We start from the raw sequence: 22762 nt of genomic DNA, 5'->3' as shown, positions 1-22762 counted from the left end.
TAATGTATTGAACGAATTTCTTCTTCGTGCGTCTAATCAATGCAAACCAAAAGGAGGAAGAGAAAATGAGCGAGGTACAACAAGCATTGCAGTCTGTCAACTGGGGGCTTATTGCTCCCGTTATAGTCATTCAGTTCATACTCATGGTGGTGGCGGTAATCGATTTGATACGCATAAAGTCAACCACGGGACCGAAATGGCTTTGGTTATTGATCATTTTGTTCATCAATATCATCGGTCCTGTCATCTATTTCGTTTTTGGAAGGAGGCATAGCAAATGAACGTTCTGGAAGTGGCTTATCTGGAAAAGAGATATAGAGAAAAGCTTGCGGTGAAAAACGTTTCCTTCGGGTTGAAAGAAGGGGCGTGTACAGCCCTCCTGGGTCCCAATGGGGCAGGGAAAACGACGATTTTAAAAATGCTTGCAGGAATAGTAAGACCAACAAGAGGTTCAATCCATACAGCGGTTCCCTCGGAAGATATCCGTGAAATGATCGGGTATCTTCCCCAGTACCCTGCCTTTTTTGAATGGATGACGGGAATGGAGTTCCTGATATTTTCCGGTGAAATCTCAGGGATGGCAAAAGGTGACTCCCGAAAGCAGGCGGAAGAATTGATCGCCATGGTCGGCTTGCAGGAAGGGAAGGATCGAAAGGTAGGTCAATATTCAGGAGGGATGAAGCAGCGTCTTGGAATTGCTCAAGCCCTCATTCATAAGCCTTTGCTCCTCATCCTTGACGAACCGGTCTCGGCGCTGGATCCTTTCGGAAGACGGGAAGTGTTGGAATTATTAAAGTCGTTAAATAAAGAAACGACGATCTTGTTTTCAACCCATATATTAAATGACGCAGAACAAATATGTGATGAAGTGCTGTTCTTGCACGACGGTGAACTGATAGAAGGTGGACCTATTGAGGAAGTGAAGGCTAGATATAACAGATTGAAGATAAAATTGCATTTTGATGAAGATAGCAAGAAGTTTTTTGGATTTCTAAAGGAAAAAGAATGGATCCACAACATCATTTCGGATGGAAAACAATTATCCTTTGAAGTTTCTGACCTTGAAAGGGACCGGTCCAGGATTTTTTCCTGCATCTCTGAATATGGCTGGGACGTGACCAAGTTCGAGAGCAGTCAACAAAGTCTGGAAGAAGTATTCATGGAGGTGATGAATAGATGAAAATCGGCTTGGTTTTATTCAGAAAGGAAATGCTGGAATTAATACGTAATTATAAGGTACTCTGGATGCCCGCTGTGTTCGTTTTATTCGGGTTGACGGAACCGTTAACGGCTTATTATATGCCTGAGATCCTACAATCTGTGGGAGATCTTCCCCAAGGAACGATTATATCCATTCCGAACCCGTCATCGGCTGAGGTAGTGTTATCTATCTTAGGTCAATACAGTACTTTCGGCGTTCTGGTCATTATTTTAGGATTTATGGGGACGATTTCTGGAGAAAGGAAAAGTGGCAATGCCGTCATGGTTCTGGTGAAGCCCGTTCCATACACATCATATATCTATTCCAAATGGTCAGCTGCATTTGTACTTGTGTGGAGTTCCTATAGCCTTGGGATGCTATCTGGTTACTATTATATCCATCTTTTATTCGGAGGCATTGACATCAATCTATTCTTTAAGGGGTTCCTCATTTACGGATTATGGCTAACCTTTATTATGACCATGGTCGTTTTCTTCAGCAGTTTAGCTCAATCACCGGGTCTAACGGCATTTTATACGATTGGGTTCACTATGATGATCACCTTCCTATCAGGCTACATGACCAAAACCTTGAAATGGTCACCAGGACAGCTCTCCAAGTATATCAATGAACTGATCATTCATTCCAGGTGGGATGAACATCTAACCGCAACCCTCATTCTTACTTTGGTCATATGCTTAACCACCCTCCACATCACACCCGCCATCTTCAAGAAAAAAGAACTGAGCTAACGCCATGCTTCATCTTTAATGGAGAGGGGTGGACCTCATTCATGACCCATGAAGGATTTAGGTGAGTTATGTCGAATGGTGTTAATTAAAGGGGTTGAAACGAATATGAAGCACCGCGTTGGCATCATTCTGATTGAAGATGATAAGGTAGCGCTCATTAAGAGAATAAGGGATCACTCCATTTATTATGTAATCCCCGGGGGAGGAATGGAAAAAGGGGAAACCGAAATTCAAACGGCCATCAGGGAAGCCGAGGAAGAATTGGGTATCAACGTCTCCGATCTGAAATTCGCATTTACCTTCGGGCAGATTGATACACATTCTTATTATTTTGTGGGAAAATATAATGGTTTATTCGGTTCAGGAAAGGGAGAAGAATATGGCACTTTCCGGAATAGAGGAAACTATATCCCCTGTTGGATATCTATAGGAGAACTTTCCGGAATGGATCTCTTTCCCCAAGAAGTAAAACATTATTTATTACAGCAGAAGGCGGGTGTTCAAGAAGATGATGATAAACAAGACGGGTCTCGTTCTTGAAGGAGGCGGAATGAGGGGGATTTATACAGCCGGTGCCTTGGAATGTTTCTTGGAAAACGGTATTGAATTCCCTTATGTCATCGGAGTCTCCGCAGGTGCATGTAATGCTGCTTCCTATTTATCCAAACAAAATGGGCGCAATAAAAAGGTGAATGTCGACTTCATCCGCGACCCTAAATACTTATCATGGCGCAACTACTGGAAAACGGGCGAATTATTCGGTATGGACTATGTTTTTGATGAAATCCCTAACAAACTGGTCCCATTCGACTACAAAGCTTTTTATTCCAACCAAACGGAATTCGTTGTCGGTACCACGGATTGTCATACAGGGAGGCCTGCCTATTTCTCAAGAAATGACTATGGAGAAGACCTTCTTACGATTATTCGTGCGTCGAGTTCTCTTCCATTTGTCGCACCGGTCGTTGATTTTAATTCCCGTCACCTCCTGGACGGTGGTATAAGTGATCCGGTTCCCATAGAAAAAGCCGAGCAGGACGGATTCAAGAAAAATGTGGTCATCCTGACCCGTAATAGGGGATATTATAAAAAGCCGTCAAGATTTTCCTTTTTTTTGAAAAGAAGGTATCCCCAGTATCCAGAGCTGCACAAAACTATAATGAACCGGTATATGCGTTACAATCAGACGATTCAAGAAATAGAACTGAAAGAAAAGAATGGGGAAGTGTTAATTATCCAGCCCCAGTATCCCCTCAAAGTCAGCCGGATTGAAAAAAATCCGCAAAAATTGGACGAATTATACTGGCAGGGCTATCATGATGCAGAATCGAAGTTGAAACAGTTGGTGGAATGGAACCAGCCTGGTGAACTACTGCATTCTTAAAAACATGGCGAAGGATTTACAAACAACTCTTAAAATCAGGAGAGTTTCGTAAATCCTTCGCCTTTTCCTTATATAAGGTCTTTTTATGGTTTTTTCACATAAACATGATAGAGATTCCTTGAAAGGACGAGCATTACATGAACCTCTATCAAATATACAAAAATGAACAGTATACGTTACTTTTTCGAAGTGTCATGTACTTTCTCATTGGTGTGGGGATGCTTGTCGTGACACAACAATTGTATTATTTCCCTCTGTTGATCTTCATCCCTGCTTGTTCAAATCTTTACCTTAGCTATAGTATTAAGAAAGAATTGAAAAAGGCCAACCGATTATTTTATGAAAAGATGCCTGTTTCTGCACATTCACTTGTAGGAGTCCACACGAAGGAAGGTTCCTATTACCTGAAAACCAACGGCTGGACTGACTACTTTATTCAGCGGACATCCATGATTAATAATCCAAAGCAATACCAGCTTCACCGGAGGAATAAAGGGTCTTTGTCATTTTCAAAATGGAGTCGGACCATAAAGATTGACCATCCAATGAAGAAAATGACCTTTCAATTGAAATATCAAAGTGCCACCGCTATAGAATGGCAGAGCGAGGGAGGGGACACGGTCCTTATCTATAAAGGCAATAAGCGATGGATTTTGAATTATAAGCGGCAAAATCATCTATCTTTACAAAAAGGGTATCTTCCCCAGAGTATACAAAGATTGTTTGATTCCCACCATAGTTACATTTCATTTTATGAGACGTACAGTGATGAAATGGATTGGCTCCTGATATTTTTGTGGTACGTAGATAATGATTATTTTCTTACTTCCTGACTCATCCTTTTACTCAGAACTACAAATCACGTTTACCGGGTTTATTGCGTTGCAGGGAAGCATGCAATGTATGCTATCATGCGTGCCTGAAGGATGAGAAACTCATGATGAAATGTATCGAACTTGATCGGGAGTGTGCTGATATTTGTGCCTATACCATTCATACAATGGAGCGGAGCAAGTAAGTTTGTACAGCGCATCATCGGCCTCTGTGCAGAAATCTGTGATGCGTGTGGAGCGGAATGTCATTTACATGACCAATAACATTGTAGAGATTGTGCTGAAGCTTGTTTTAAATGTGCAGAAGAATGCAGGTTGCTTCTATCAGGTAGTGGCTTCCTCTTTTTTATTGTAGTTTTGTACAAGTTAGTTTTCTGGAAAAATGAATACAAAAAATAATTTTTTAAGCGCCTTAGATGATTTCAGCATGGAAACTATGATAGAATAATGTTAATCGAATAGGTTTCCTTCGGGGCAGGGTGAAATTCCCTACCGGCGGTGATGAGCATATGCTCTCAGTCCGTGACCCGGCTAATGAATATTAGACGGTGGATTTGGTGAAACTCCAAAGCCGACAGTGATAGTCTGGATGGGAGAAGGAACGGCAGTATCTAGTTGATGATCTTGATAGGAGCACCTACCCCTTTCTTGTGGATATTTTTTCCTTTTAATTCATCGGTTAGATGCTTTATTTAGTCATGCCAACTTCCCCCAAGTAGAATTAGTGCTTGGGGTTTCTTTATTTTACGATATTAATTAAGAAAGGAGGCATTTATTTGGACAACTCTCAATATATGAAGCTTGCTCTTTCGATGGCAAGGTCCACTCAGGGCCAGACATCGCCAAACCCGATGGTTGGGGCGGTGGTAGTGAACAATGGAGAAATCGTGGGGATGGGTGCCCATCTTAAAGCGGGTGAAGGTCATGCAGAAGTGCTCGCCATAAAAGCTGCAGGTGAAAAGGTGAGAGGAAGCGACGTTTACGTCACACTGGAACCTTGCTCCCATTACGGGAAAACACCACCATGCTCAGAGCTGCTTATAACAAGTGGTGTGAAGCGTGTTCACATTGCAGCCGTGGATCCCAATCCACATGTTTCGGGACGTGGTATTCAACAATTAAGGGATGCTGGCATTGAAGTAATGGTAGGGGAGCTCCAGGAAGAAGCCTGTGAGCTCAATAAACACTTCTTTCACTACATCCAAAATGGCACCCCGTTTGTTACGCTTAAAACAGCCGTCACACTAGACGGAAAAACCGCTTCTGTATCAGGAGACAGCAAATGGATCACATCAGAAGAATCAAGAACCGAAGTCCACTATGATCGTCATCGGCATGACGCGATATTAGTAGGAGTCAATACCGTTATACAAGATAACCCGCACCTGACCACCCGTTTGCCCCAAGGTGGAAAAAACCCCATTCGAATTATTCTGGATACCCATTTACGAACACCTCTCCACTCACATGTAGTGGAAGACTCACAAAGCCCGACGGTCATTTTCACAGGGAATTCCGTCAATGATGAACAAAGACGGCCATACTTGGAAAAGGACTGTGAAATCGTCACCCTTTCAGATGAAGAAGTCAACATTCATTCAGTGTTAAAAGAACTGGGTGACAGGCAGATCGGATCTCTTTATGTGGAGGGTGGATCAACTATCCATGCTACCTTCTTAAAGGAAAAAGCGTTTCAGGAATTCATTATGTACATGTCTCCAAAGCTTATTGGGGGAAGCTCTTCTTTCACGAGTTTTGGCGGGGAAGGGTTCCTGAGCATTGAAGAAGGTCTTGAAATGGAGATTTTGAGCGTGGAACGTGTAGGAAAGGATATTAAGATTGTTGCAATCCCCAATTCATAAGCAGTTATGAAAGAAAGGAGGGAAAGGATGTTTACTGGAATTATAGAAGAAATCGGCTTCATTGAGAGCATGAGGAAATCATCTTCTTCCATGGAACTTACCATTTCAGCCAAACGGGTATTGGAAGATGTGAAGATCGGTGACAGCATCAGTGTAAATGGAGTCTGTTTGACCGTAACTTCTTTCAACCTGGGGCAATTTCAGGTGGACGTGATGCCTGAGACGTTTGAGGGGACAACGTTACGGACATTAACCCGTGGTTCGAGAGTGAACTTGGAGAGGGCCATGGCTGCCAACGGCCGATTCGGCGGCCATTTCGTTAATGGGCATGTAGACGGCATTGGCAGCATCGTAAGAGTGGAAAAAGTGGAAAATGCCTGGTATATGGACATTTCCATTCCTGAGCATCAAAGTCATCTGTTTATCATGAAAGGCTCTGTCGCAATAGATGGTACTTCCCTTACTGTATTCGGAGTGAATAGCAATAAGATAACCATATCATTGATCCCTCAGACGCGAGGGGATACGGTCCTGGGTGAGAAAAAAGCAGGTGATATTGTCAATATTGAATGTGATGTGATGGCAAAGTACTTTCATCGCTTCTATGAAGCAAAGGAGCAAGTGAAGAGCACGGCTACTAACATCAGTTACGATTTCTTGTCGGAAAATGGTTTCGCCGACTAATAGGAGGGGTTGCCCCATGTTTAATAAGATTGAAGAAGCGATTGTAGATTTGAAGGCTGGTAAGGTCGTTATTGTCGTCGATGATGAGAATCGGGAAAACGAAGGGGACTTTATTGCGCTTTCCGATAAAGCGACACCCGATGTCATTAATTTCATGGCAAAGGAAGGTAGGGGCTTGATTTGTGCCCCGATTACCGAAGGACTTGCGCAAAAGTTGAAGCTCTCGCCAATGACGATGTCAAACACCGATCCTCACGGCACTGCATTTACCATATCAGTTGATCATAAATCGGCTTCAACCGGCATCAGTGCTTACGAAAGATCGGCGACTATTCGGGAATTATTGAATCCAGCATCAACACCTGAAGACTTCAAAAGGCCAGGTCATGTATTTCCCCTTGTCGCAAAAAATGGCGGAGTATTAAAGCGGGCCGGCCATACTGAAGCCGCCATAGACTTGGCTGTTCTGTCAGGTGCGGAGCCTTCCGGTGTCATTTGTGAAATCATGAATGAAGATGGCACGATGGCGAGGGTTCCTGAATTGATGAAGCTAGCTGATAAATGGGATTTAAAGATCATCTCCATTGAAGATCTGATCCGGTATAGAAGAAAGAATGAAAAGCTTGTGACAAGGGAAGTGGAGATTGAACTTCCTACCGAATTCGGAAACTTTAAAGCAGTCGCTTATACAGAGAACATTACCGGGAAAGAGCATATCGCCCTTGTAAAGGGTGAATGGGCAGAGGAGGAAGAAGTGCTCGTGCGCGTTCATTCGGAATGCCTGACGGGAGATGTATTCGGCTCCAATCGGTGTGATTGCGGTCCCCAGCTGGCCACAGCTCTTACCCAGATTGAACAAGAGGGTAAAGGAGTACTCTTATATATGAGGCAAGAGGGCCGGGGAATCGGTTTGATCAATAAACTAAAGGCATATAAGCTTCAGGAAGAAGGCTACGATACAGTAGAAGCCAATCAAAAATTGGGCTTTGGCGATGATTTGAGGGAATATGGAATCGGAGCCCAGATATTAAGGGATTTAGGATTAACCAAAATGCGCCTATTGACCAATAATCCTCGAAAGATTGCCGGAATCAATGGATATGGGCTGGAAATCGTGGACCGCGTACCGATTCAAATGCCGGCGAAATTTGAAAACGAAAAGTACTTAAAAACAAAACATGCTAAGTTGGGTCACTTACTTAAATTCTAGGAGGAATATAAAATGAAAACCATTTATGAAGGTAATTTAGTAGGATCAGGGTTAAGAGTTGCGATTGTCGTTTCTAGATTCAACGAATTCATTACTTCGAAACTATTAGGCGGGGCGGAAGATGCGTTAAAACGACATGGAGTGGAAGAAGACAGTGTCTCTGTCACATGGGTTCCCGGTGCATTTGAAATACCTATGATCGCCAAGAAGCTTGCCCGGTCTGGAAAGTATGACGCTGTCATTACACTTGGGACCGTCATTCGCGGAGCAACTGCTCATTTTGAATATGTAAGCGGGGAAGTGGCAAAAGGTGTGGCGAATCTAAGCCTGCAGGAAGATGTGCCAGTCATCTTTGGTGTCTTGACGACAGATACAATAGAGCAGGCTATCGAAAGAGCCGGTACAAAAGCAGGGAACAAAGGTTGGGAAGCAGCGGTATCAGCCATTGAAATGGCGAACTTAATCCGTGAAATAGACAAATAGGATCTTAGTGAAGAGCCTCCTTTATGGGGGCTTTTTTGAGGGACGGACCTACTGATGATGCCTTGTCAGAGAAGTCCTTCAGTAAGTCGTACGGAGTTGGTCGGGGATTTCTGGTAATCAGCTGAATGAGCAGAGGAACCTGCTTGATTCCATTTTCCTCAATGCCGGTTGTTATCAGCAACATTCCGTCATCTTTAATTGGGTTTCCTTAAAAATCATTAAAACACCAACCATCTTCGACCGAATCTCAATTGAGAAACAAAGACCTCGCCCCCTGTACCACTAAAATACATATTGGCAAACGTCAGACCTTTTGCTAAAATAGTATTTTGTGGCTCCCCTATTATCAGGAGGAGCGGGTAGGGAGAGGGCAGTTTTATAGGAAGATTATAATATGAAAGCACGTGGAGGTATTTTTCAGTTAAAGGATCACGGTACCACGATGAAACAGGAGATGATGGCTGGTGCGATTGGTTACTTTACAATCGTCTATATCATCGCTGTAAATGCTTTAATTCTTTCTGAAGCTGGGATCCCATTTGAAGGAGCGGTCATGGCAACGATACTTGCTTCCTTCGTAGGGTGTCTGGTGATGGCCTTTTGGGCGAATGCACCGATCCTTCTGGTTCCAGGAATGGGGATTAATGCTATGTTTACGTTTACACTCGTAAAGTCATCTGGCCTTTCGTGGCAGGAAGCTTTAGCGGTTATAGTGATTTCAGGAATACTTTTTATGATCATTGCGTTTACAAAGCTTTCAAAAGTATTATCGGAAGCCATTCCCAAAACATTAAAAGAAGCCATCACCGTTGGATTGGGGATGTTTTTAATGTTTATCGGTCTTGAAAAGGGTGGTCTCATACAAAGAGGAGACAGTGCCATTATCATGATTGGTGATTTTGGTGAATTGAAGGTGTTGGCGACAGTGCTGACATTTTTGGTGACGATTTTTCTTTTCATCCGCAATGTAAAAGGTCAATTCTTATGGAGTATTGCATTTGGTACATTACTTGGATTCCTTTTTGGAATCGAGCCGTCCATTCAATCTGACTCATTTCATTTGAGTGAATACAGTCAGGTTTTCGGCCATATATCGTTCAGTGCCATAATGGACATCCCGTTCTGGATTGCAGTTTTCTCAGTGACGATGGTGTTGGTATTCGAAAACATCGGTCTTATTCACGGACATACGGATATGATCGGTCAACCTCACAAATATCCCAAAGCTTTTCAAGCCAATGCATTTTCTGCCTTTACGTCTGGGTTCTTCGGAACGAGTCCGACAGTCTCAACGGTGGAAAGCGCAGCAGCCATGACGGCTGGAGGCCGTACGGGATTGACGAGTTTGACGACGGGAGTATTATTTTTAGGCTCGGTGATGTTCATCCCGTACTTAAAGTGGATCCCGGATCATGCCATCGCTCCGATCCTTATCATTATCGGAGGCTTGATGATCCAAAACATCCGACATATGGATCTTCGTGATCTGACAGAGGCGTTCCCTGCCATTTTCATCATTGCGATGATTCCGTTCACGTACAGTATTGCGGACGGTATCGCCATCGGCTTTATTTTATATCCAGTGTTGAAATTGGCTACAGGAAAGGCCCGGGAAGTATCCATTCCTTTATATATCATTGCTGCACTGTTTCTTATGAATTTCTTTGTCCATTCCATTCATTGAAATGAATAAGTATTCAGGTGAAGTGGCCCATCACCATGATGCTGATCATGCTGATGGGCTTTTTTGTATATCCGTTAAACAAGGGATTGTGCTCAACTGCGAACGTTTACAACTATTGTCAAATTACATGGACTTTCCACATCTTTCTTGTTACTATTAAAGGGAAATATGAATCTTTTTGACTATTTATCTGATATATTGATCAGGAGTAAAGCAGGAGTGATCTTGATGGAAGTATTTGTAGCCAGGCAGCCCATTTTTGATCGTAATCAAGAAACGGTGGCCTATGAGCTTCTTTACAGAAACAATGAAATGAATATATTTCCGAATATCGACGGGGATCAGGCAACCGCAGACGTCATTATTAACAGTTATTTGAATATCGGGCTTGAAAGCTTATCAGCCGGCAAGCCCTGTTTTATTAATTTTACAGAAAATCTCCTTAAATTGAGTGTCCCTACTTATTTTAACCCGCGGGAGATCGTCGTTGAGATTCTTGAGAGTGTAGTTCCGAGTGCTGAAGTGGTGATGGTATGTCAGCAGTTAAAAGTCTTGGGCTATAAGATTGCATTAGATGATTTCATATTTAATGAATTCAACCCTTTTTGCAGGGAATTGATGAAACTCGCAGATTATGTGAAGGTAGATTTCATGAATACAACGGAACACGAAAGAGGAAGTATTGAGGTACTTTCCCATTTACTTCATTTTAAGCTTCTTGCTGAAAAAGTGGAAACCACGAACCATTACGAAGAAGCGATGAGGAAGGGGTATCATTACTTTCAGGGTTATTTCTTCAGTAAGCCGAAGATCATTGCCACTCATGATGTCCCAACGTACTTTCATTCCTATTACTCCATCATTCAAAGCCTTGAAATGTCTGAACCGAGCATTGACAGGATCAGTCAGTTGATTGAACAGGATCTTTCACTTTCATATAAATTGTTGAAATTGATTAACTCTCCTGCATATCGACCGAAACATAAGATTCACTCGATTCGTCAGGCCATCGTTCTATTAGGACTTCTTGAAATCAAACGCTGGATCTATGTATTGGCAGTCAGGGAACAGGCGGGCAAGAAAGAGCAGCTGGAAAATGAGGTAATCACATTATGTTTGACCAGGGCTAAAATGTGTGAATTACTGGCAGAAAAACATAATCGTGCACCCTTGAAATCGAGTTATTTCCTGACTGGGATGTTTTCTTTAATGGAGACCATTTTATCTATGCCGATCGATCAAATTCTAAAAGATCTTCCTTTGAACGATGATATCTGTAATGCTTTAACGGGTTCCCGGAATGATTTAAAAGAAATACTCGAACTTGTCGTCTCTATAGAGAAGGCGGACTGGGCAGGGACCGAAACTATAATGGAAGAATTGAAGTTAAACAAGAGGATAGTGATGGAAAGCTATCATCACTCCTGCAAATGGACGGAAGAGCTCCTTACACATGAATGATCGGAGTGAAGATAACTTACCATACGGGTTTGTACTCCCCTGGAGATAAAAATTTCCTCTGGGGTTTAATATATCGCTTCAGCTCAACCAGAAGAAGGCGCTGCAAATGTTTTGATGTTATCTGCCCCGCTACATCGGCGGGGGAAGGATAAATCCCGATGCTATTAAAACGTACTCTAAAGAGACCTTCATGGATAAGGTCTTTTTTGTCATTCTGAATACGTACTAAAACGGTCACATCCCTGGATTGGTATTCATCAAAGGCTTCAATTACTTCCCGGACCTGAAAGCGAAATTGGTATTCTTCTTTCATTATCATCACCACATTCATTGTCTCGAAAAGGAAAAGGGAATTCAACTGATAATCATCCCTGTTCATTTCTTTTCTAAAATTATGGGGAAGATGATTGCGAAATGGGCTTGTTTGTGGCAAGCTAAGACTATTATGAATAGTTTACTAGTAAATTACCGTGGAGGGATTCACGATGGACTTGAATCTAATTAAATGTCATGGATCTGGGAATGACTTTTTACTTATTGATGAAATGACGAATGGATATGACTTTACCGATGAAGCAAGACAAAACCTTGCCCTTGCATTATGTGATCGTCGATCGTCTCTTGGAGCTGATGGCATCCTGTTTGTATTAGCAAGTGAAAATTGTGATGCCAGAATGAGGGTCTTCAATGCAGACGGTTCCGAGGCATCCATGTGCGGAAATGGCCTTCGATGTGTGGGACGTTATGTATGCGAGCTACTGGACAAAGAGTCCATTGTTATCCAAACGATGAAAGCCAATCTCCGGGTGGCATCACAGGAGTCCATATTTGAAAACATCCCGACGTATAATGTGGAAATTTCTCCTGTCCTTTTTGGATTAAATCAACTGCCGATGAATATGGATCGTGAAACATTATTAAATGAAAGCATTCCTGAGATTTCAGATCGCTTGACATTCTCTGCCCTGGCAGTACCGAACCCTCATTTAATCAGTGTTGTTGGTACCGAGCATATTCTCTCAAATGAGCAGAAGAATATCTCAGAGACAGTGAATGGACCCAACAACCTTTTCCCGGATGGTGTTAATGTGAGCTTTGTCCACCCATTGGAAAAAGGGTCAATCTATGTGCGGACGTTTGAAAGAGGCGTCGGCTTTACAAACGCATGTGGCACAGCAATGTCTGCTTCCAGTCTGGTAACGTGCCTCCTGGAACAGAATGAGTTCGGTAAAGAAATCGATGTATACAATAACGGAGGGAAAGTCCGTGTCATTGTAAACCAATTGGGTGAGGGACAGTACAATATGGAATTAATCGGTAATGCAACATATCTCTATCAATCCCAAATTGAATTGTCGATCTCACATCCCGAGGATTTCCATGAAGCGTCCAGACAGGAATTTACGGAAGAAGCAACCTATGAACTTCTACAAAACCATGCCAAATCCATTATTGAGAGCAAAGTGTTCATGAGTGCATGAATTCCAAACAGTAAGAAAGAGGGTGCCCCTATCTAAAATGGGCACCCTCTTTCTTACTGTTTGGACCGATTCTTCAAGAAGTCGATCACCTTCTGAAATGGCTGGCTTGTTTTTACCGTTTCGAATTGTATGAATGGGCATCCCTTCTGTTGGATTCTCCTCAAAACCACATCGATCGTAAAATGTTCAGGATGAAGATCCTCGTTTACCTCATCCCACCATAGTGGAGTGGCGACCAGGGCCATTTTGTTTCCTCTTAGTGAGTAAGGTGCAATGATGGTTTTGCCTTCCCCGTGCTGAATATAATCAACATACAGTCTGCCTTTCCGATTCTTCTTTAAACGTTCAATTGTAAAATCATCGGGGTAATTGGTCACCAGATAGTGAGCAATGAATTCAGTAAATAATCCGGTATCTTCCCACGTGTAGCCCTCAGGAAGGGGAATGTAGATCTGAAGTCCTTTGTTGCCAGACGTTTTCACAAAACTATGCAAGTTCAATCCGTCGAATAGTTCTTTCATGATTATTGCTGCTTTGACGGCAAGTTGAAAATGATTTCTCGTTGGAGGATCTAAATCAAATACCACTTCACTTACATAGTTCTCATTCGCTTTCCTAAATGGAATGTGAAATTCAAGTGCCAGTTGATTGCCAAGCCATATCAATGTTTCAAGATTATTGCAGAGGGTGTAATGAATACCATCCTCTTCATATGTTTCGACGAAACGTGGCGAATAGTCGGGAGTGTTCTTTTGATAAAAGGATTCACCAAAGATACCATGTGGAAACCGGATGCAGGTCAAAGGGCGATCCCTCATGAAAGGTAAAACCATAACAGATACCTTTCGAAGAAACCGGATGAAATCAAGCTTTGTCATTTGAATTTCCCTAAACAATTCCTTCTCAGGGTGAGTGATATTCACTTCCGTAGGAAGTGAGGCTTCGTCTTTCTTAAATTGCTCATATGTGCAATCTTCCGGTGCAGTGGAAAATAGGAATCGTTTAAAATGTGGTTCCCGGAGTTGTCCTTCATGATAGTTTAAATAGTTGATTTCCACGGTAATGGCGGGATCAATATACCATAGGGAATTTTTCTTCTCTGTATAATTTTGTTTAATACTTGCCTTCACGATCCTTTTCTCTTCAGGGGAGAGGCCAAAGTGGAATAAACCAATCGACATGATATGTTGTCCATCAAATACACCGATATGAAAATAATCATTATCCTCGTCCAGTGCAGTGATAAAACATTGACACGACTTCCAATTTTTTCTTTTTATCCAGTTCGTACTTCGCTTCCCTACTTCCCATGTACTGTCAGTCCTTTTGGCGATAACTCCTTCCCCTTCTTCCTTTTCTACACGTTCCCATATCTCCTTCAGGTTTCTGAAGCGAGGGACCATTTGTAGAGAAGAAAGCTGAGATGGAGAGGGTTCCAAAGGTAAATCAAGTTGTACAAACACTTCTCTCAGCTTCTCTTTTCTCTTTAGGTAAGGCTTTTGAATAAAGGATTCCTGCTTATATTGAAGCAAATCAAATGCTAAAAATGTAACAGGTCTCCTGGCGGCTTCACGTTGTATTTTTTGCGGATTTCTCATTCTGCCCCTCACTTGCAGTTCTTGGAATTCGGTACTGAAGGAAGAGCGTAGTAATACAACCTCACCATCCAGAGTTAGAGGAGCGGGAAACTCATTTTTATCCAGTAGCGTATGGACTTGTTCTTTAATTTCAGGGAAATGGTGAAGGAGTTCTTTTCCGTTCCGGCTTTCCAAAGTGATCTCATCACGGGAGAATACGGATAGAATCCCTCGAAACCCATCATATTTCACTTCATAATGCCATATTTCCTCTGATGGTAATTCAGGCTGTAAAGTAGGGAGCATTGGTTTCATATTTGTCACCTTGATTTTTAGTAGTAGTGTGTCCTTCCATGTGGAGATTTATTTCCAGATGTTTAGGGGGATGAAGAAACTTTAGAAACTAAATGCTATGAGTAAGGGATTAGTTTATGTAAAGGAGGGTAATGAAAGTTATGCATACCATTTGGAAGGGGTCGATCAGCTTTGGGCTGGTGAATATCCCCATAAAACTTCATGCTGCTACAGAAGATCGGGATATCAAGCTAAGATCACTTCATAAAGATTGTCATACACCGATCAAGTATGAGAAAGTTTGTCCTGCGTGCGAAAAGGAGTTGGATCAGACCGATATAGTGAAAGGCTATGAGGTGACGAAAGGTAAATTTGTCGTACTGGAAGATGAGGAACTGAAAGAGCTGAAAGAAGCAAGCGGTGATAAAGCTGTTGAAATTGTCGACTTTATTAAAATGGAGGAAATTGATCCGATTTTCTTTGATAGAAGTTATTTCGTTTCTCCCAATGATGGCGGGAAGAAAGCATATTCCCTGTTAAGAAAGGCGTTACAGGAATCAGGTAAAGTAGGAATTGCTAAAATGACGATGAGATCGAAGGAGCAGCTTTCAATTGTCCGGGTATATGAACAAACTCTCGTCATGGAAACCATCCATTATCCTGATGAAGTTAGAGGCACCGGTGATGTACCGAATGTACCTGAAGAAGATGAAATAACTGATAAAGAACTTCAGACTGCCACAATGCTCATCGACCAATTGACGACTGAATTCCAGCCTGAGAATTATAAGGACACGTATCGCGAACGATTAAGTCAATTGATTGAATCTAAACAAACAGGGGAGAAAATGGTCACGTCCAAAGAAAAAGAACCAAAAGAAAATGTGACGGATTTAATGGCGGCTCTTCAAGCATCCATTGATTCGTCCAAGCCTAAAAAGGAAAAGAAGACAACGAAAAAGAAAACGACTTCAAAGAAAAAAGCTCAGTAGATAAGAAGTCGAGTTTAGAGAGAGGGAGAAACGTGTGAAGAAGAAACATATTGAACAAAGCGTCTTTGTCGCAATATCCCTGTTATGTCTTATCATATTCACGTGGGGATTCGTATCCATCGTGGAAGAATGGAAAGAAAATGAAATTGCTCAATTCGATGATGCGGTATTTGAAATCGTAAGGGGGACGATTTCAAATAAATTAACGGAGATCATGACGTCCATTACGTTCTTAGGCGGAATAAAAGGTATCACGATTTTAACCATATGTGTGGTACTCATTCTACTGTTTCAAAAAAAGTATCCACTGGCTCTTTTCGTATCGATTACCATCCTTACAGGGGCGGGGTTCAACGGGCTATTAAAGTGGATATTCAAACGGGATCGACCTGATATCGAGGCGTTGATCCAACAGGGAGGATACAGTTTTCCAAGTGGTCATTCCATGAGCTCATTCATCTTTTATGGCTCACTTGCATTCATACTGTTCCGTGCCCTTGATCTTAAACGATTCAAATGGCTAAGTGTGTTGGTCGTAGCCATCCTGGTCCTATTAATAGGACTGAGCAGGGTGTATCTTGGCGTTCATTACCCAAGTGATATACTCGGGGGATTCACTGCGGGGGGTGCATGGTTGACTCTATGCATCACGATCTATATGTACTTCTACAAACGGAAACATTGGAGAGAAGAAGAATAGCACATAAGAAACGCTCAGGATCCCTATACCTGAGCGTTTTACTATTAAAACAAATTAAAAATATAAGGGCCGATGGAGGTGACATAAAGAAGTATATAAATTCCCATAAAGTAAAATACCCCTCCAAATGTACCCCAATCAGGGTCTCTCCCCACCTTCCAGAGCAGCGCAGTGATGACGCTTATGACTAATAGCAGAACGTACTCACTTCCAGAAAAGGTGAGGTAGGCGGGAGCAGAAAAATAAAAATAATCTCCCATGGCTTTACTGATGAACGTCAATGGCATGAAAATGAATAGAATGATGGAAGCGTATTCCACCCAGTTGATTTCTTCCTTTTCAAATATATTCGGTTTAAACATATAAAGAAGAATCAGGATAAAAAGGGAAGGGAGAACCCAATAAAACGAAACCAAGACGGTGATCAGACTGCTAAAGAGCATAAGTACAGCATTATTAACCGCCTCTTTGACACTTCGTTTAGACCATTCCGTACTCTTGGCTATCGCTTGTTCATTCTTTGATGCGCCGAATAATTCGTAATAATCACCGTCATAATCGAGCCATGAAATACTCTCGTCAGACAGTTGGATTGGTGAATAGGTAAAATGCTTAGTTGTACTGACCGGCGATGCCACAAATTGAGTAGAGTCGCTGAATGGAGCTACATAAAGACTGATGGCATTCTGCCCTCCGACCTGATGACTCTCAGATGTAAAAAGGATGGACGGCTTTCCATCAATGGAAGCGAACTTTACCGATCGCGGGCTTTGCAGCTTAAACCCTGATTGTTCGTTCGTGAATTCCAATTTTGAAGGCTTGATCATCGAGGTTCCAATATCCTCAATCGGTGTTTTCAATTTAAAGATCTTATAGGAAAGAGTTCCTTGGGCCCTCATCTCTTCATTGTATAAAACGTTTAATTGATTATCGGCCGTTGAAAAAGACAGGCCGGTCATATGGTGGTTAGTGGCTGAATTGACTACAGAGAATGGGTTCTTCACCAATTGTAATTCTTGATCCATGTAGTAAAGGAGGGAGTGGGTATCATCCTGCATGATCTGTAAGACGGCACTTCCACCGTTATCAATAAACGCATCTTTCACCTCGCCTTTGAACCTGAAAATTTCTTTAGCAGTTAGATCATCTGGAGAAAGAGAATAAAGGACTTCATCCTTCCAGTAAAAGATGACATTAGGTGAGGTGCTGATTCCTGTCACTTCTTCATCAATGGTCCTTACTTTACCTTTCTCAGTGGAAATTAATTCTTCTCCTTTCACTTGTATAACCTTTTGACCGTCTGACCAGAATGGCTTACCACGGGTTACACTGGTGTGAAGGGTGCTTTCTTTCCTAGGGCTGATACTTTCATCAAAAGAATATTGAACGACCTCTCCGTTGCCTGCAAGGAAGAGTCCTTCTTCACCATAAAAAGGAAGCGGTCGCTCTTCAGAGCTGTAGCCTAAAGGAATGGACCTGCTCCAATCAGGATCCGGCTGTTGTTTCACAATCAGAAGTTGATGAAAGAAAAGCGCTCCTATACCTAGTAGAGCCAAGACGATTGGTATTCCAAAAGCTTTTAATTTTGTGCTCACAATGATTCCCCCTTTTCTATCTCTTTAAGAGTGAGTACAATTTAGAATTTTACCACAATTCTTTTTATTATTCACCAGAATTTTCCTCTGAACATTCATTCTTTTATGTTGACTTTTTATAATGCAGATATTACAATGATATTGAAAATCATTCTCATTAAACAAAAGAGTTCCCCCTCTTTCATAATAGAGAGAATGGTTCATGATAACCCCCCTTTTGTTAGATTGTAAAGACAGGCCTGAAGCATTTGCTTCAGGCCTGTCTTTTTCTTGCATTTCCTATCATCCTGTCGTAAATTGTTAAAGGATGTTTATTTAAAGGAGGGACAAAGGGAAGTGAACCATAAAGACGATAGACGGTTTCGGATTGCCAACCACGAAGCATTGATTGGTATTGCACTCGTTCTTATAAATTTTTTATGGTGGTATGGCTTTGCTTTCGGCCTCGGGGAGCAACCTGTTTCGGATTACGATTGGATCCTTGGGATGCCGGCATGGTTCTTCTATAGCTGTATCATGGGATTTCTCCTTATGGTCATATTGGTGATCGTTGTCGTTAAATTTCTTCTGACTGACATTCCTTTTGACGAGGAGGATGATGATCATGAATAGTATGGCATTAATACCCTTATTTGCCTTTTTAATTTTGATTTTCTTAGCAGGGATCTATACAGCAAGAAATGTAAGTAAATCAGAATCATTTGTACAGGAGTATTTTCTCGGGAGTCGGGAACTCGGAGGATTCATCCTTGCCATGACGATGATTGCTACATACGGAAGTGCCTCTAGCTTCATCGGCGGTCCGGGCGCTGCATATACATATGGTTTATCTTGGGTGCTTCTTGCCATGAGTCAGGTGGTGACAGGATACTTTGTCCTCCTGATTCTTGGGAAAAAGTTCGCCATCATGTCACGAAAGTATAAAGCCGTTACGTTAATCGATTATTTACAAGGTCGATATGGGAGTAATAAAATTACAATTCTGTCTGCGGTCAGTATCATTTTATTTCTATTCTCGGCCATGATTGCCCAGTGGGTAGGTGGCGCACGGCTTATTGAGTCTCTGACGGGGTTGAGCTATGAAGCGGCATTGTTCCTTTTTGCTGTTTCTGTGCTTGTGTATGTCATAATTGGCGGTTTCCGTGCCGTTGCCGTTACTGACGCAATCCAAGGAGTTGTCATGCTTGGAGGCACTCTCATTTTACTCGTTGCTACCATCATGGCAGGTGGGGGAATGGAAAAGATCATGTTGGAATTGCAAGCTGAAAATCCAAGTCTATTAAGTCCTCATGGGCCGAGCGGTGAACTGAGTGCCAGATATATTTCGTCTTTCTGGATTTTAGTGGGAGTGGGTGTAGTTGGACTTCCCCAAGTAGCCGTTAGGGCCATGAGTTATAAGAATTCCCGTTCCCTGCACAGGGCTTTGATCATCGGTACGATTGTCGTTGGTTCAATCATGCTTGGGATGCATCTCATCGGTGTACTTGCAAGAGCGGTCGTCCCGGGAATTGAAGTGGCGGACAAAGTCATGCCATTACTTGCACTTGAAGTGCTTCCGCCATGGCTTGCGGGGATTGTACTGGCAGCACCCATGGCAGCGATCATGTCGACGGTGGATTCTTTGCTGTTGATTGTATCGTCAGCGATTGTAAAGGATGTATACATGAATTTCATCAATAGATCTGCAGAAGAGAAGCAAATTAAGAAAATTAGCTTCTGGGTGACGAGTGTAACCGGTATACTGGTTTTTCTTATGGCACTTAGTCCCCCTGAATTGATCATATGGCTCAATTTGTTTTCGTTCGGGGGTCTTGAGGCTGTGTTCATCTGGCCGATCGTTTTAGGGCTGTACTGGAAAAAGGGAAATGGTCCGGGAGCGCTTTCTTCAATGGTTTCCGGGCTCATGGCATATATATTATTTCATAGCTTTGCACCGAACTACCTGGATATGCATACGGTCATCTTTCCGATTATCATCTCTTTCTTCATGTACGTATTGGTATCTGTGGCCACTCAATCGAAACACAAAAACGGATGGGTTTAACTGACCCATCCGTTTTTGTGTTGACAAGGACAAAGGAGTACATTGGATAGTAACAAATGACGGATTGGGTGAAAATGATGGAAAATACGGTTGTCGTTGTTGGTGGAGGGATCGGGGGGCTTACCGCTGCAGCCCTCCTTGGCAGTTCAGGTTACGATGTGCAGATTCTTGAAGCCTCACGGGAATGGGGAGGATGTGCAGGTAAGTTCCAACGGGGGAAAGCCTTATTTCCTGTCGGGGCTACTCTTGGCATGGGATTTGAAAAAGAGGGTATTCATCAGCGAATCTTTACATACCTGGGAATTGAATCCCCCTCTCATTTATTACTTGAAAGGGTGATGGATATATATCTTCCTGATCAAACCTTGACCCTTCATCGAAACCGGGTAACTCATGTGAATGAATTAAAGAAAGCATTCCCTGAATCAGCAGATCAGATCAGTCACTTTTTCATGGAAGTGTACAGGGTGGCAAAGGAAATACGTAAATTAATGGGTTCACTGCCGGTTCTGCCGCCTCAAACACTGAAAGAATGGATGGAGCTCATGATAAGTCTGCGTCCAGGAACCTTGACGCTTATCCCAAGTTTTAAAGAAACGATGTCTCATTTACTGAAGAAATACAATCTTCATGATCATTCTTCCTTTAAACACTATATTGATGGGCAGTTGATTGACAGTATGCAGGTGGGGAGCGATCAATGTTCATTGTTGATGGGATGCCTGGCACTGGATATCTATCATGAAGGAGCCTTTTACCTCGAAGGTGGGCTGTTTCAGATTGCCCATAACCTTGTTAATGCAGCAGAATCTGTCGGTGTCAACGCCTCTTTGGGGAAGAAAGTAGTTGGTATTGACCGTGAAGATCTAGATCATCACTGGGTAGTAACTGATCATAGGGGCAATGAATACAGGGCAAACCACGTAATATGCAACGTACCGGTCCAAGCTCTTGAAAGTCTGTTTCCTTCGAAGTATGGTCCGAAATTCAAAAGCTATCTGAAAGGAAAAGGTCTCGAAGAGGTGTGGGGGACAATGTCACTTTACTTGTTACTGAAAGAAGAAGTGCTGCCGGAAGATCTTCCATTGTTTTCACAAGTATGTACAAGTGAAAATGGGAATATGACGGAAGGTGACCATCTATTTCTGTCGTTGTCACACCCGGAAGACCGCAAGCGTGCCCCCGAAGGATTCAGGACCTTGACCATTTCCACACATACCAAATTAGATAATTGGAATTCGAAAGAAAAATATGATAGCTATAAAGCGGAGCTTCAAGAGAAGATGTTGGATTCAATAAAGACAGTCATACCCTCCATAAAGAAGGGGATTGTAGAACTTTACCCGGGTGCGCCTAAGGCGTGGGAACGGTTTACGAATCGACCAGGGGGAAGGGTTGGCGGATTTCCCCAAACCAATGACCATGCCCTGTTCAAGAGTCTTTCCCACAGGACGCCGCTAACGAACATCTGGGTATGTGGCGATTCCGTGTTTCCAGGTGCTGGCACCCTTGGGGTATCTGTCAGTGGATACCATATCTTTCACTCCATCACCGGGAAAAAGCTTCCTGAATGAAGCAGGAAGTGTCATAAGATATGTCGAATGTTGTGTTGGGGTGATAATATGTATAAGCTGACACAGTTCAAGGATGCGGTTGCATTCAACGATAAGGTTCATTCTCTGTTAATGGAGGATGAGGCGGCGAATAACCTGCCACTGGGTTTATTGAATACGATGAAAACGAGCGACAAGTATAAAGATCCACTGCTTCTTTTAGTGGAAGAGGAATCCGGCTTGGCAGTAGGATCATTCATCATGACTCCTCCCCACTACCTTGTCAGTACTCTGAAAGTAGAGAAAGATGAGATAAAGGAAATAGTTTTACTACTCAAAGTTTTCTTTGATGATTTTCATCTGACGATTCCAGGTTTTGTTGCCGAAAAGGAGACGGCACTTCAATTGACTCGGGCCTGGAGTCACGTTACGGGAGCGGGCTCCAGAATCCGCATGAATCAGCGTGTGTATCAATTGAATAAGGTGAACGATGTCCCGGTTAGCGAGGGGAAAATGGTTCCCGTATATTCTGGTCAGGAGAGCCTGTTGGCCAACTGGATCAGTGAATTTGTCGCCGATACAGAAGTAGTATCTATGTCTGGAGACGAAGCGCTGAATAGGGCGAAAGACATGATTGACAACGAAGCATATGTGTTCTTTTGGGAAGTGGATGGCCAGCCTGTTTCCATGGCAAGGGGGGCAAGAAGAACGGACAATGGCATTACTGTCAATTTTGTTTATACCCCTAAAGAATACAGGAAAAAAGGATATGCAACTTCTGTTGTAGCTGAGCTCAGCCGCTTTTTATTGAAGGATCATGCTTTCTGTTCCCTGTATACTGACCTCGATAATCCCACCTCCAACAAAATCTATATGGAAATCGGCTATCGCCCGGTTTGCGATTCGATGATGATTTCCATAGTGTGAACCATTTACCACAATGTTGAATATAATTTTTGTAGAAACAGTTGA

24 protein-coding genes, 1 pseudogene and 1 riboswitch are annotated in these 22762 nt (G+C 42.5%); of the genes and pseudogenes, 21 read left to right on the top strand and 4 right to left on the bottom strand.

The window, feature by feature from the left end; genetic code table 11:
* Window positions 1-65: 65 nt before the first annotated feature.
* From JI667_RS19970 to JI667_RS19910, 14 genes and pseudogenes are all read left to right on the top strand, one after another.
* Entirely contained in the window at window positions 66-281 is a 216-nt protein-coding gene (locus JI667_RS19970) for a PLDc N-terminal domain-containing protein (RefSeq protein ID WP_206858085.1), read from the top strand.
* Window positions 278-1180, top strand: coding sequence for an ATP-binding cassette domain-containing protein (locus JI667_RS19965; protein ID WP_206858083.1), 903 nt, complete (start codon window positions 278-280; stop codon window positions 1178-1180). Before JI667_RS19970 ends, JI667_RS19965 begins: the two co-directional genes overlap by 4 nt.
* Window positions 1177-1953, top strand: a complete 777-nt coding sequence (locus JI667_RS19960) for an ABC transporter permease (RefSeq protein WP_206858081.1) — start codon at window positions 1177-1179, stop codon at window positions 1951-1953. The genes JI667_RS19965 and JI667_RS19960 overlap by 4 nt, the downstream gene beginning before the upstream one ends.
* 75 nt (window positions 1954-2028) lie before the next feature.
* Window positions 2029-2493 carry an NUDIX domain-containing protein gene (locus JI667_RS19955; RefSeq protein ID WP_206858080.1) on the top strand — a complete coding sequence of 155 codons (465 nt, stop codon included), beginning with the start codon at window positions 2029-2031 and terminating at the stop codon, window positions 2491-2493.
* The gene (locus JI667_RS19950) at window positions 2465-3337 is read left to right on the top strand and encodes a patatin-like phospholipase family protein (RefSeq protein ID WP_206858101.1); all 873 of its coding nucleotides are present in this window, start codon (window positions 2465-2467) and stop codon (window positions 3335-3337) included. Before JI667_RS19955 ends, JI667_RS19950 begins: the two co-directional genes overlap by 29 nt.
* A gap of 137 nt (window positions 3338-3474) precedes the next feature.
* Window positions 3475-4170, top strand: coding sequence for a hypothetical protein (locus JI667_RS19945; RefSeq protein WP_206858079.1), 696 nt, complete (start codon window positions 3475-3477; stop codon window positions 4168-4170).
* 104 nt (window positions 4171-4274) lie between these two features.
* The gene (locus JI667_RS23225; RefSeq protein WP_368077921.1) at window positions 4275-4355 is read left to right on the top strand and encodes a four-helix bundle copper-binding protein; all 81 of its coding nucleotides are present in this window, start codon (window positions 4275-4277) and stop codon (window positions 4353-4355) included.
* Window positions 4356-4458: 103 nt separating this feature from the next.
* Window positions 4459-4569, top strand: a pseudogene (locus JI667_RS23095) (hypothetical protein); the annotation flags it as partial.
* 62 nt (window positions 4570-4631) lie between these two features.
* Window positions 4632-4775: riboswitch (FMN riboswitch) on the top strand.
* Window positions 4776-4946: 171 nt separating this feature from the next.
* Entirely contained in the window at window positions 4947-6032 is a 1086-nt protein-coding gene (gene ribD / locus JI667_RS19935; protein ID WP_206858078.1) for a bifunctional diaminohydroxyphosphoribosylaminopyrimidine deaminase/5-amino-6-(5-phosphoribosylamino)uracil reductase RibD, read from the top strand.
* Between the two features lie 27 nt (window positions 6033-6059).
* Window positions 6060-6716, top strand: coding sequence for a riboflavin synthase (gene ribE / locus JI667_RS19930; RefSeq protein ID WP_206858077.1), 657 nt, complete (start codon window positions 6060-6062; stop codon window positions 6714-6716).
* A gap of 16 nt (window positions 6717-6732) precedes the next feature.
* Window positions 6733-7926, top strand: a complete 1194-nt coding sequence (locus JI667_RS19925; RefSeq protein WP_206858076.1) for a bifunctional 3,4-dihydroxy-2-butanone-4-phosphate synthase/GTP cyclohydrolase II — start codon at window positions 6733-6735, stop codon at window positions 7924-7926.
* Between the two features lie 12 nt (window positions 7927-7938).
* Complete coding sequence (gene ribE / locus JI667_RS19920) at window positions 7939-8409, top strand: 6,7-dimethyl-8-ribityllumazine synthase (protein WP_206858075.1); 471 nt, start codon at window positions 7939-7941, stop codon at window positions 8407-8409.
* Window positions 8410-8803: 394 nt separating this feature from the next.
* Complete coding sequence (locus tag JI667_RS19915; protein WP_206858074.1) at window positions 8804-10093, top strand: NCS2 family permease; 1290 nt, start codon at window positions 8804-8806, stop codon at window positions 10091-10093.
* Between the two features lie 228 nt (window positions 10094-10321).
* A complete protein-coding gene (locus JI667_RS19910) occupies window positions 10322-11554 on the top strand; it encodes an EAL and HDOD domain-containing protein (protein WP_206858073.1) in 1233 nt (410 codons plus the stop codon).
* A 16-nt stretch (window positions 11555-11570) separates the two neighbouring features.
* On the opposite strand, the gene JI667_RS19905 is transcribed toward JI667_RS19910, so the two are convergent.
* Complete coding sequence (locus JI667_RS19905; protein WP_206858072.1) at window positions 11571-11867, bottom strand: hypothetical protein; 297 nt, start codon at window positions 11865-11867, stop codon at window positions 11571-11573.
* 172 nt (window positions 11868-12039) lie between these two features.
* Between JI667_RS19905 and dapF the strand changes: the two genes are divergently transcribed.
* A complete protein-coding gene (dapF, locus tag JI667_RS19900) occupies window positions 12040-13035 on the top strand; it encodes a diaminopimelate epimerase (RefSeq protein WP_206858070.1) in 996 nt (331 codons plus the stop codon).
* Window positions 13036-13088: 53 nt separating this feature from the next.
* Here the strand turns inward: dapF and JI667_RS19895 are convergent, their stop codons facing one another.
* Window positions 13089-14927 (bottom strand): DNA ligase D, encoded by a 1839-nt coding sequence (locus tag JI667_RS19895; RefSeq protein ID WP_206858068.1) that lies wholly within the window; start codon window positions 14925-14927, stop codon window positions 13089-13091.
* A 140-nt stretch (window positions 14928-15067) separates the two neighbouring features.
* Here JI667_RS19895 and JI667_RS19890 point away from each other — a divergent pair, with 140 nt between their 5' ends.
* Both JI667_RS19890 and JI667_RS19885 read left to right on the top strand, forming a co-directional pair.
* Window positions 15068-15898: a Ku protein gene (locus JI667_RS19890; protein ID WP_206858099.1), complete on the top strand. Its 831-nt coding sequence runs from the start codon at window positions 15068-15070 to the stop codon at window positions 15896-15898.
* Between the two features lie 34 nt (window positions 15899-15932).
* Window positions 15933-16598 (top strand): phosphatase PAP2 family protein, encoded by a 666-nt coding sequence (locus JI667_RS19885; RefSeq protein WP_206858067.1) that lies wholly within the window; start codon window positions 15933-15935, stop codon window positions 16596-16598.
* A 44-nt stretch (window positions 16599-16642) separates the two neighbouring features.
* Here the strand turns inward: JI667_RS19885 and JI667_RS19880 are convergent, their stop codons facing one another.
* Entirely contained in the window at window positions 16643-18193 is a 1551-nt protein-coding gene (locus JI667_RS19880; RefSeq protein WP_206858066.1) for a hypothetical protein, read from the bottom strand.
* 24 nt (window positions 18194-18217) lie between these two features.
* Complete coding sequence (locus JI667_RS19875) at window positions 18218-18469, bottom strand: hypothetical protein (RefSeq protein WP_206858065.1); 252 nt, start codon at window positions 18467-18469, stop codon at window positions 18218-18220.
* A gap of 60 nt (window positions 18470-18529) precedes the next feature.
* Between JI667_RS19875 and JI667_RS19870 the strand changes: the two genes are divergently transcribed.
* From JI667_RS19870 to JI667_RS19855, 4 genes are read left to right on the top strand one after another with little or no spacing between them, the layout of a single operon-like run.
* Window positions 18530-18805 (top strand): YhdT family protein, encoded by a 276-nt coding sequence (locus JI667_RS19870; RefSeq protein WP_206858064.1) that lies wholly within the window; start codon window positions 18530-18532, stop codon window positions 18803-18805.
* Complete coding sequence (gene panF, locus JI667_RS19865) at window positions 18798-20237, top strand: sodium/pantothenate symporter (protein ID WP_206858063.1); 1440 nt, start codon at window positions 18798-18800, stop codon at window positions 20235-20237. Before JI667_RS19870 ends, panF begins: the two co-directional genes overlap by 8 nt.
* Window positions 20238-20293: 56 nt before the next feature.
* Complete coding sequence (locus tag JI667_RS19860) at window positions 20294-21811, top strand: FAD-dependent oxidoreductase (RefSeq protein ID WP_206858062.1); 1518 nt, start codon at window positions 20294-20296, stop codon at window positions 21809-21811.
* 48 nt (window positions 21812-21859) lie between these two features.
* Window positions 21860-22717, top strand: a complete 858-nt coding sequence (locus JI667_RS19855; protein WP_206858060.1) for a GNAT family N-acetyltransferase — start codon at window positions 21860-21862, stop codon at window positions 22715-22717.
* Window positions 22718-22762: the final 45 nt, after the last annotated feature.

Source organism: Bacillus sp. NTK074B, assembly GCF_017303375.1.
GTDB lineage: Bacteria > Bacillota > Bacilli > Bacillales > Bacillaceae_B > Rossellomorea.
The sequence above is the reverse complement of the archived record's forward strand: the minus strand, read 5'-3'. Positions and strand labels throughout refer to the sequence as shown.

Excerpts from the sequence above, each read along its gene's own strand:
- JI667_RS19970 (WP_206858085.1), top strand. The coding sequence starts at position 66 with ATGAGCGAGGTACAACAAGCATTGCAGTCTGTCAACTGGGGGCTTATT.
- JI667_RS19965 (WP_206858083.1), top strand. The coding sequence starts at position 278 with ATGAACGTTCTGGAAGTGGCTTATCTGGAAAAGAGATATAGAGAAAAG.
- JI667_RS19960 (WP_206858081.1), top strand. The coding sequence starts at position 1,177 with ATGAAAATCGGCTTGGTTTTATTCAGAAAGGAAATGCTGGAATTAATA.
- JI667_RS19955 (WP_206858080.1), top strand. The coding sequence starts at position 2,029 with ATGGTGTTAATTAAAGGGGTTGAAACGAATATGAAGCACCGCGTTGGC.
- JI667_RS19950 (WP_206858101.1), top strand. The coding sequence starts at position 2,465 with ATGATAAACAAGACGGGTCTCGTTCTTGAAGGAGGCGGAATGAGGGGG.
- JI667_RS19945 (WP_206858079.1), top strand. The coding sequence starts at position 3,475 with ATGAACCTCTATCAAATATACAAAAATGAACAGTATACGTTACTTTTT.
- JI667_RS23225 (WP_368077921.1), top strand. The coding sequence starts at position 4,275 with ATGATGAAATGTATCGAACTTGATCGGGAGTGTGCTGATATTTGTGCC.
- ribE (WP_206858077.1), top strand. The coding sequence starts at position 6,060 with ATGTTTACTGGAATTATAGAAGAAATCGGCTTCATTGAGAGCATGAGG.
- JI667_RS19925 (WP_206858076.1), top strand. The coding sequence starts at position 6,733 with ATGTTTAATAAGATTGAAGAAGCGATTGTAGATTTGAAGGCTGGTAAG.
- ribE (WP_206858075.1), top strand. The coding sequence starts at position 7,939 with ATGAAAACCATTTATGAAGGTAATTTAGTAGGATCAGGGTTAAGAGTT.
- JI667_RS19915 (WP_206858074.1), top strand. The coding sequence starts at position 8,804 with ATGAAAGCACGTGGAGGTATTTTTCAGTTAAAGGATCACGGTACCACG.
- JI667_RS19910 (WP_206858073.1), top strand. The coding sequence starts at position 10,322 with ATGGAAGTATTTGTAGCCAGGCAGCCCATTTTTGATCGTAATCAAGAA.
- JI667_RS19905 (WP_206858072.1), bottom strand. The coding sequence starts at position 11,867 with ATGAAAGAAGAATACCAATTTCGCTTTCAGGTCCGGGAAGTAATTGAA.
- dapF (WP_206858070.1), top strand. The coding sequence starts at position 12,040 with ATGGACTTGAATCTAATTAAATGTCATGGATCTGGGAATGACTTTTTA.
- JI667_RS19895 (WP_206858068.1), bottom strand. The coding sequence starts at position 14,927 with ATGAAACCAATGCTCCCTACTTTACAGCCTGAATTACCATCAGAGGAA.
- JI667_RS19890 (WP_206858099.1), top strand. The coding sequence starts at position 15,068 with ATGCATACCATTTGGAAGGGGTCGATCAGCTTTGGGCTGGTGAATATC.
- JI667_RS19875 (WP_206858065.1), bottom strand. The coding sequence starts at position 18,469 with ATGCAAGAAAAAGACAGGCCTGAAGCAAATGCTTCAGGCCTGTCTTTA.
- panF (WP_206858063.1), top strand. The coding sequence starts at position 18,798 with ATGAATAGTATGGCATTAATACCCTTATTTGCCTTTTTAATTTTGATT.
- JI667_RS19860 (WP_206858062.1), top strand. The coding sequence starts at position 20,294 with ATGACGGATTGGGTGAAAATGATGGAAAATACGGTTGTCGTTGTTGGT.
- JI667_RS19855 (WP_206858060.1), top strand. The coding sequence starts at position 21,860 with ATGTATAAGCTGACACAGTTCAAGGATGCGGTTGCATTCAACGATAAG.